Here is a 7,697-nt window from a genome sequence, read left to right as displayed (position 1 = left end):
GTGCACCCTCAACACCAAGGTTTGTTGGAACAATTAGGCATAGAGCTGGACGAACGCAAGAACGTTAAAGCCAAAGAAGGCGTTTTCCGCACCAACGTCAATAAAGTTTTTACTGCCGGAGATATGCGCCGCGGACAATCTTTGGTGGTTTGGGCAATTTCCGAAGGACGCGAAGCAGCCCGAAAAGTTGATGAATTTTTGATGGGCCACTCGGAACTGGAAAGTAAAGACGCGATCAACGAATACCAGATGGATTTGTAAGTGTGGAGGGGAAAGGTTTTGAGGTAAAAGGTTTTAAGGCAGAAAGGTAGGCGACAGGCTTTTCCTCTTTAAGATGGGTCAGGCACCTGTCCTTTTTTTAATCAACCCAAATTTATACCGATAAAAGAAGCATTCGTAATCAAGCCAAAATCAGCGTGGCCAAATACAAATCCATTTCGTCTTCGTAAACAATCGCGCAATTCCAGCCCTGCTTTTTGGCTTGTTTTTGCAACGTTTTCGGGTCAATGTACAACCAGTTAAACCAGTCGCCGCGCTGGTTTTTGTATTCATATTGATAACGGATCTCACCGTAATAGTTGGTTTTAGGCTTCGGCAAGTCTTCGTACAAATAAGAAATATCCGAAGAATCAAAGATGAGTTGTCCGCCTGGCAGCAGCAGTTGTTTGGCGTGTTGTAAAAAGCGGTCCAATTCGGTTAAATTTTGCGTTAAACCGATACCGTTCATCAGCAAAAGCAGCGTATCAAATTTTTCGGTTTTGTATTGATAAATATCCTGCTGAACAACTTTTTTTACGCCTCTTTTTTGCATCACAGCGGCTGCGCCGGGCGATACTTCCAAAGCCGTAACTTCAAATCCGCGTTTTTGTAAAACCAAAGCATGGCTTCCGGCTCCGGCACCAATATCCAGCACTTTTCCGCGGCACAGTTGCAACGCCATTAATTCCGCTTCCGGCATTTCCGCTTCTTCCCGAAAAAAAACTTCGACGGGCATTTCTTCCGGCTCGCCGTAATTGTTGTGCAGCCACAATTTTTCTTCGGGTTGCTGCGCGTAAAAATCCTGTAAAGCCTGGCCGTAAATATCCATTGGCGCAAAGTAAAACTATAAAAGTGGTTTGATACTGTTTTTACCGGCAAAAAATTGGGGTAGTAAAAGAAGCATTTGCAAAAGCAGTCGTTTTAGAAATGTAAAATCAAAAACCAAAGTTTTAGGTTTGTTGCCGATTGCCTATCTTTCAGCCAAATATTTTAGTAATGGCAACAGAAGTGAAGTGTCCGGGTTGTGGTTACGCTTTCCCGATTGAGGAAGTGATGGCCGAGGAATATAAAAAAGAGCTGAAGCGGGAAATGCTTTCCTACAAAAGCAAAAAAGATGAAGAAGCACAGAAAATCAGGGAAGAGCTATTGCGCAAACAGGAAGAATTTGATAAAAAATCGCGGCAGCAAAACCTGGTTTTTGAAGAACGTTTGGCTTCCGAAAAAAAGCAACTGCAACAGCAATTAGAAGAAACACTGCGCAAAAATATCGCTTCGGATTTTGAGAATAAACTGGCGATGCTGGAAAATTCCAATAAAGAATCCGAAGAAAAACTAAAACTTTCGCGCCAAAAAGAAATGGAGTTTTTGCAGCGCGAACAGCAATTGAAAAACAAAGAGGCCGAAATGGAACTGCAATTGCAACGCAAATTGCAGGAACAGCGCGGCGAAATTGCCGAACAGATTCGCAAGCAGGAAGCAGAAAAAAATAACCTGAAAGAAACCGAGCATCAACTGCGCGTAAAAGAACTGGAAAAACAACTGGACGACCAGAAAAAGCTGGCCGAAGAAATGAAACGCAAAGCTGAACAAGGCTCAATGCAATTGCAAGGCGAAGTGCAGGAACTGATTTTGGAAGAATTGCTGCGGCAAAGTTTCCCGTTTGATGTGATCAGCGAAGTTGGGAAAGGCATCCGCGGCGCGGATTGTGTGCAAACCGTGCGCAACCAGTTTGGACAGGAATGCGGACGGATTATTTATGAAAGTAAACGGACGAAAGATTTCGGTGGCGACTGGATTGAGAAACTCAAAAAAGATATGCGCAGCCAGGGCGTGGATGTGGCCGTGATTGTTTCGCAATGTTACCCAAAAGGGATGGAGTGTTTTGGCGAAAAAGACGGCGTTTGGATTTGCTCTTTTGAAGAAGCAAAAGCGGTGGCAAGTGTGTTGCGCGATAGCGTGATCAGGCTTTTTAACGTAATGAAATCACAAGAAAACCGCGGCGACAAAATGCACCTGCTGTACAATTATTTAACCAGCAGCGAGTTTTCCGAACAATGGAAAGCGATACAGGAAGGTTTTATGAGCATGAAGCAATCTATTCAGCAAGAACGCAACGCGATGGAAAAATTATGGAAATCCAGAGAAAAACAGTTGGAAAAAGTTTTATTAAACGCAGCCTTCATAAGCGGTTCTATTGAAGGGATTGCCGGCAGCGATCAGATTAATTTCAGCCTCACCAGCGAAGCAGACAACTTGCTGCTGGAGTAAATGCTTCTTTTATCCACCTAAAAACAGCAAAGCCTTGCCGTTCTGCACATCCAGAAGGCAAGGCTTTTTGCTAACTAAACTGCAAAAATAAAACTAAGAAAAAGTATTTTGACAGAATTTAACCTGCATTTTTGGTAGCGTTAATAATTTCGGCCGAAGGAAATTTGCCGTTAAAAGCAGTATCAATATGGTCGTAAACAATTTGTCCCTTTGGCGATAAAACGTAAGTAGCCAATAGCGGCACATTTACATCAATGCCCGAAAATTTATTCCAGATCGGGTCTTCATCACCATAAACTTTAAACTGCTTGGCAATTTCGTGGTTTACATCGTGGTAAAAGCTCAAGTTAAAACGGTTTCTGCGGTTCACATCAGCCTGCGTAAACGGACCTTCGGCAGTAATAATCAACAAATTTCCGCCAGCAGCGATGATATCGTTATGAATCGCGTTCAGCTTCTTTAAAATATGGATGCCTTTTTTGTTCCAGGGTTCGGCATAAAAACTAATCACCAAAGGTTGGCTCAAAAGCTGTTGGAGGAACACACTGCCTTCGTAATTTTTAATTCGTGCAGCACCAAGCCAAGTGCCATTTTTGTTAACCAGTTTTAAATTTGGTGTTAATTGGCCGGCTTGTAATGGTTTTAACGGTTGATATTTCTGGGCGATTTTTGGCTCTTGGATGATTTCAGAAAAATCGAAAACAGGAAATTGGTAAGCAACAGAAAGCATAAAAATATTTTATTTAGGGATGTGGGACAGGTTGATTGAGAAAACAAGATTGTGGTTTGTTAGCATTCCTTCTTTAGGAATAAGCTAAAAAGCTTTTGAAAAAATAGCCGATAAAAGAAGTATCAACAGCAACATAGGCACATCGGCATTATCATCCGGCTGCTGCTTTGCAAGGTTGCCAATAATTGTGTGCGAAAGTTAAAATGCTTTGCCATAAGCTTTTTTGTTTTGTACAATACAAATGTATATATAATCTACAAAGTTTATAGAGTATTGATAAAATAATTTGTAACTTATTGATTTATAGAAAGAAAAACGAAAAACTAATTTAAATTTACTTGTAATCTTGTAAAGTCAAATCAATTTAAGTCCAGGAATAAATTGAAAGTGCTTTTTATTTTGGGTATAAACCGGAAGATTATAATAAATAGCTGTAGCAGCAATTAGCATATCTGCAATGCCTGGGCGATGGCTTAATGCAAACGTTTTAAAATGGTCAATAAAGATTTTAGTTATATGATCATTTATGGCAAGCGGTGTATAATTGGAAATATGTTTTTCAAGCCTTATCAAGTCTGTTTTGTCTCTCGCACCAATCAAAAATTCTGCAACTGAAATAACACTGATATAATATGTCCCGTTGCCAAAAGCTATGATATTATCTTTTACCGTTTGGTTCCCTCTGTATAATTCGATTAAAACTGTTGTATCAAAAATTACCATTTTGATGTCCAAGCTTTGTCGCGTATTTCTTCTAAAGTTGGAAAGTTCGGATCAAAACCAAAAGTCTCCAATAATTGATCCACAGATACTTTTTTCCCTTCTGGTAACTTCACAACTGGTTTCACAGATTTTTCTTCCTCCGCTTCGGTAACAATTACTTCCACTTTTTTGCCATAAAACTCTTTGGGCAAATTGATACTGTGGTTTTTTTCGTTGGGTATAAAAGTATGTTTGTACATTTTTAATGTCTTTAATCAAATTTACTAAATTTAAGATGATTTGGTATAATTGAATGTACAATAAGAATTAGGGTTGAAAACTATTCATTGTAAAATAAGCAGTACAGCAACATTAACTTAACACAAAGCGAATATATTTATGCAAAAATTTTGAACAGTAATTTTCCAAATATGCTTTTAAAACGCTTTTGTGTGGTATTGATTTTATTGAATCTGGTTGTTTGCAGCAGTTGCAACTTCTTTTACCGCCCTAAAAATCAAACCGATCAGGAAAAACTGAGCCACCATTTTGGTTATGATGACAGCACATTGAACAACCGCGTTTTGCCGGTGATGATGCCTTACAACCGCTTGCTTGATCCGGCTGGTAAAGTAATCGTTTTTGGCAGCCCGGAGTTTGAAAACCACAGTTTGGATGTGCAGGTTATCCCAAATACTTCGCTTTTGGTTGTGGAAGACCGTTACGGAATTGCCGTTATCAACCACGAAACCAACGAAATTGTGGCACGTTGGACGTACAACAGCGATGCGAAATATAAAGGCATGATGAGCACGTATTCAGGCATCCAACTGTTAAATGTAAACGGTAAAACCGAAATTTTTTGGAGCGGTGCAAATGACAGCAATCATCAATCCTTTGTGTTTGAGGCGGAGTTCGACACTAAAAATATAGTGATAAAAGAAGCATTTGCATTTAAGCCGGATGCTGGTTCGCCGCTGGCTTTGCCCAATGAAGTTGCCATCAATAACGAAAACGGGACCAACTATTTGTATGTGGTTTTAAACGGCAATAACCAATTGGTAAAAATTGATTTGAACACCAAAAAAACAATTTGGACGGTTGCAACCGGCGTTGCGCCTTATGGTTTAACAATTGCCAACGGTAAAGCTTTTGTAAGCAATTGGGGCGGAAAGATGCCAACTAAAAACGATCCGAAAGAAACAGCTGGCGTACCTGCACCTTATGGAAAAGTTTATGTTGATCCGAAAACGGGCGCAACAGCAGCCGGAACAGTTTCTGTTTTTGGGTTGAATGATGGAAAAGCAGTCAAAGAAATTGAAGTTGGTTTGCACCCGAACGATTTGATTACCAGTAAAGATGGCCAGTTTGTTTACGTGGCCAATGGCAACAGCGATGATGTTTCTGTCATTCAAACACAAAGTTTAAATGTGGTTGAGAATATTTCGGTACAAATCAACCCGGGCGAAAAAGGCTTTATCGGTGATACACCAAACGCTTTAATTTTGAGTGAAGATGGCTCGCATTTATATGTTGCCAACGGAATGGATAACGCAATTGCGGTTGTAAAATTGGGCGCAAATGCAGCACAAAAAAGTACCGGTAAAAATAGCATCGAAGGTTTTATCCCGACGGAAGCTTATCCAGGCGGTTTAGCTTTAATAGGAAATAAACTGATTGTAACCAATTTGGAAGGCGAAGGTGCACGCGTAAACAGCAAAGAAATCCGCAAAGAAAGCAAAGCAATTGATAATGAGGTGCCAAATATTAGCGGCGGTTCGTACAATTCGCACCATCAAAAAGCAACCATTTCGGTGATTGATTTACCGGATGCCGCTCAGCTTAAAACTTATACCAGAAAAGTAAAAGAACTTAGTTTGGATTTCCGAACTGAACTGGCACGTTTATCTCCTCGAAAAAACCAGCCGGCACGGCCAATGCCCGAACGGATCGGCGAACCTTCTGTTTTTAAACACGTGTTGTATATCATCAAAGAAAACCGCACTTACGACCAGGTTTTGGGCGATTTGCCACAAGGGAACGGCCAAAAGGAATTGTGTATTTACGGCGATAGCATCACGCCAAACCAGCATAAAATAGCAAACAGCTTTGTGTTGATGGACAATTATTATGCTTCGGGAAAATGCTCTGCGGAAGGGCACCAATGGACGGACGCGGCGATGGTTACCGATTATATCGAGAAAAGCGTGCGTGCCTGGTTCCGCAGTTATCCGCATGTGCAAACCGATGCGATGGTTTACAATAAAAAAGGTTTTATCTGGAACAACGCGGCCGATCATGGCAAAAATGTTCGGATTTATGGCGAGGCTTGCATCCCGGAAATTGATAGTAAACTTTCGTGGACAAATATTTACAACAATTACCAGGCTGGCAAACCCTTGAGTTTTAAAAATGTAAGTACAATTTCGCGTGTTCGGCCAATGCTTTCGCAAAATTATCCGGGTTCTGATTATTTAAAAATTAACGATCAGGTTCGGGCTACGGCTTTTATTAAAGAATTAAAAGATTACGAAAACAAAGGCGGCGACCAGTTGCCGGAACTAATGGTGATGGCTTTGTCTGCCGATCATACAAGAGGAGTAAGTCCGGGGATGCCAACGCCACGTGCCATGGTTGCCGATAACGACCTGGCTTTGGGCCGGATTGTGGAAGCTGTTACCAAAAGTAAATTCTGGAAAAACACCGTGATTTTTGTAACCGAAGATGATTCGCAAGCAGGTTGGGACCATGTTTCCGCTTATCGTACCACCGGTTTTGTAATTAGTCCGTACAGCCATCTGCAAAAAACGGTTTCCACCAATTACAACCAAACTTCTGTCGTCCGTTCTATCGAACAGATTTTGGGCATCCCGCCGATGAATTTACTGGATGCAACCGCTTTGCCCATGTTTAACTGTTTTGCCGATCGCGCCAATGCTTCTTTTACCTATCAAAAATTGGCGAACAAAATCCCGTTGAACGAAATGAACCCGAGGCTGGTGATGTTAAAAGGCAAAGCGTTGTATTACGCTAAACAATCCATGCGGCCGGAATATGACCATGTGGATGGCGGCAACGATGATTTATTAAATAGGATTTTATGGTTTAATCGGAAAGGGAACAAAGCTTATCCGGCTAAATTGGCAGGCAAGAATTTGGATGATGACGACGATTGATGCTTCAAAAACCAACAATTAAATATTTATGATAAAAATAGTAGAAGAGGAAATCCCGGTTGATGTATATCAGCAATTAAGGGTTAAGGCGGGTTTGTCTCCTAAATCAACAGTTGCAGCAAAAATTGGCTTATCCAATACACTTTATGTAGTGGTTGCCAAAGATGAATTTGATGGATATATTGGTATGGGAAGGCTTATTGGTGATGGCGGTTGTTTTTGTCAGGTTGTAGATATTTGTGTTTTACCAGAATATCAAGGTAAAGGGATAGGTAAAAAAATTATGGAGAAGATAAAGTCATACATAGATATTGCGCTTCCTGAAAGTTGTTATATAAGTTTGTTGGCAGATGGAAATGCCGACAAATTATACAAACAGTTTAGCTTTGAAGAAACGTTGCCACAATCAAAAGGGATGTTTTTTAAAAAGTAACAATTAAATCTATCCTAATAAAACTTAGGCAACGGGTTCAGTTTTAAATTTTGCCGTTGGTGCCAGTACGGATAGATGGTTGGCGTTTCGCTGGCTGCATCTAATTTTTTGATTTGTTCGGTGGTTAAGT

7 protein-coding genes and 1 pseudogene are annotated in these 7,697 nt (G+C 40.6%); 4 read left to right on the top strand and 4 right to left on the bottom strand.

What is annotated here, in order from left to right:
- Positions 1 to 261, top strand: a pseudogene (gene gltD, locus Q0192_RS03525) (glutamate synthase); the annotation flags it as partial.
- Between the two features lie 139 nt (positions 262 to 400).
- Here gltD and Q0192_RS03520 read toward each other — a convergent pair.
- Positions 401 to 1,087: a class I SAM-dependent methyltransferase gene (locus Q0192_RS03520; protein ID WP_299286157.1), complete on the bottom strand. Its 687-nt coding sequence runs from the start codon at positions 1,085 to 1,087 to the stop codon at positions 401 to 403.
- Between the two features lie 167 nt (positions 1,088 to 1,254).
- On the opposite strand from Q0192_RS03520, the gene Q0192_RS03515 reads away from it, so the two are divergent.
- Positions 1,255 to 2,526, top strand: coding sequence for a DUF2130 domain-containing protein (locus Q0192_RS03515; protein WP_299286154.1), 1,272 nt, complete (start codon positions 1,255 to 1,257; stop codon positions 2,524 to 2,526).
- A gap of 118 nt (positions 2,527 to 2,644) precedes the next feature.
- Here Q0192_RS03515 and Q0192_RS03510 read toward each other — a convergent pair whose 3' ends face one another.
- The 3 genes from Q0192_RS03510 to Q0192_RS03500 form a co-directional block, all read right to left on the bottom strand.
- Positions 2,645 to 3,256, bottom strand: coding sequence for a redoxin domain-containing protein (locus tag Q0192_RS03510; protein WP_299286151.1), 612 nt, complete (start codon positions 3,254 to 3,256; stop codon positions 2,645 to 2,647).
- A gap of 354 nt (positions 3,257 to 3,610) precedes the next feature.
- Positions 3,611 to 3,991: a type II toxin-antitoxin system VapC family toxin gene (locus Q0192_RS03505; RefSeq protein ID WP_299286148.1), complete on the bottom strand. Its 381-nt coding sequence runs from the start codon at positions 3,989 to 3,991 to the stop codon at positions 3,611 to 3,613.
- Positions 3,973 to 4,218, bottom strand: a complete 246-nt coding sequence (locus Q0192_RS03500) for a hypothetical protein (RefSeq protein WP_299286145.1) — start codon at positions 4,216 to 4,218, stop codon at positions 3,973 to 3,975. Before Q0192_RS03500 ends, Q0192_RS03505 begins: the two co-directional genes overlap by 19 nt.
- Positions 4,219 to 4,389: 171 nt before the next feature.
- Between Q0192_RS03500 and Q0192_RS03495 the strand changes: the two genes are divergently transcribed.
- Together Q0192_RS03495 and Q0192_RS03490 are read left to right on the top strand one after the other, a co-directional pair.
- On the top strand, positions 4,390 to 7,134 hold the full coding sequence (locus tag Q0192_RS03495; RefSeq protein ID WP_299286142.1) for a bifunctional YncE family protein/alkaline phosphatase family protein: 2,745 nt from the start codon (positions 4,390 to 4,392) through the stop codon (positions 7,132 to 7,134).
- Between the two features lie 28 nt (positions 7,135 to 7,162).
- Complete coding sequence (locus tag Q0192_RS03490; protein ID WP_299286139.1) at positions 7,163 to 7,567, top strand: GNAT family N-acetyltransferase; 405 nt, start codon at positions 7,163 to 7,165, stop codon at positions 7,565 to 7,567.
- Positions 7,568 to 7,697 lie beyond the last annotated feature (130 nt).

Source organism: uncultured Mucilaginibacter sp., assembly GCF_937859865.1.
GTDB lineage: Bacteria > Bacteroidota > Bacteroidia > Sphingobacteriales > Sphingobacteriaceae > Mucilaginibacter_A.
The sequence above is the reverse complement of the archived record's forward strand: the minus strand, read 5'-3'. Positions and strand labels throughout refer to the sequence as shown.

What these genes read in the sequence shown, in the direction of transcription:
- Q0192_RS03520 (WP_299286157.1), bottom strand. Translation starts at nt 1,087, where the DNA reads ATGGATATTTACGGCCAGGCTTTACAGGATTTTTACGCGCAGCAACCC.
- Q0192_RS03515 (WP_299286154.1), top strand. Translation starts at nt 1,255, where the DNA reads ATGGCAACAGAAGTGAAGTGTCCGGGTTGTGGTTACGCTTTCCCGATT.
- Q0192_RS03510 (WP_299286151.1), bottom strand. Translation starts at nt 3,256, where the DNA reads ATGCTTTCTGTTGCTTACCAATTTCCTGTTTTCGATTTTTCTGAAATC.
- Q0192_RS03500 (WP_299286145.1), bottom strand. Translation starts at nt 4,218, where the DNA reads ATGTACAAACATACTTTTATACCCAACGAAAAAAACCACAGTATCAAT.
- Q0192_RS03495 (WP_299286142.1), top strand. Translation starts at nt 4,390, where the DNA reads ATGCTTTTAAAACGCTTTTGTGTGGTATTGATTTTATTGAATCTGGTT.
- Q0192_RS03490 (WP_299286139.1), top strand. Translation starts at nt 7,163, where the DNA reads ATGATAAAAATAGTAGAAGAGGAAATCCCGGTTGATGTATATCAGCAA.